The sequence below is a fragment of the Kluyvera sichuanensis genome (assembly GCF_014218705.1).
Taxonomy (GTDB): Bacteria; Pseudomonadota; Gammaproteobacteria; order Enterobacterales; family Enterobacteriaceae; genus Kluyvera; species Kluyvera sichuanensis.
The window spans coordinates 1-452 of the sequence record NZ_JABBJF010000087.1 but is presented as its reverse complement, the minus strand read 5'-3'; the positions used below and the strand labels follow the sequence as shown (position 1 = coordinate 452).

Below are 452 nucleotides of genomic sequence, written 5' to 3'. Positions count from 1 at the left end.
AATTACATCGCCATCACGTACTTCAGCATCACGCCTGCGGCTATCGCCGAGCCAATCACCCCGGCCACGTTCGGCCCCATGGCGTGCATCAGCAGGAAGTTCTGCGCGTCCGACTCCAGCCCCACCTTGTTCGACACGCGCGCCGCCATCGGCACCGCCGAGACCCCCGCCGAGCCGATAAGTGGGTTGATTTTGTTGGTGCTGAACAGGTTCATCAGCTTCGCCATCAGCACGCCAGCCGCTGTCCCGATGCCAAACGCAATCACCCCCAGCAGCAGAATGCCCAGCGTCTGCGGCTGCAGGAACTTATCCGCCACCAGCTTCGCGCCCACCGACAGCCCGAGGAATATCGTCACGATATTAATCAGCCCGTTCTGCACCGTATCGCTCAGACGCTCCACCACCCCGCTTTCCCGCATCAGGTTGCCGAAGCAGAACATCCCCAGCAGCGG

1 protein-coding gene is annotated in these 452 nt (G+C 61.9%); it reads right to left on the bottom strand.

The window, feature by feature from the left end; translation table 11 throughout:
- Nucleotides 1-2 precede the first annotated feature (2 nt).
- Nucleotides 3-452, bottom strand: a 450-nt coding sequence (locus HII27_RS26865) for a sodium ion-translocating decarboxylase subunit beta (RefSeq protein WP_185670191.1), incomplete at its 5' end; no start/stop codon positions are given.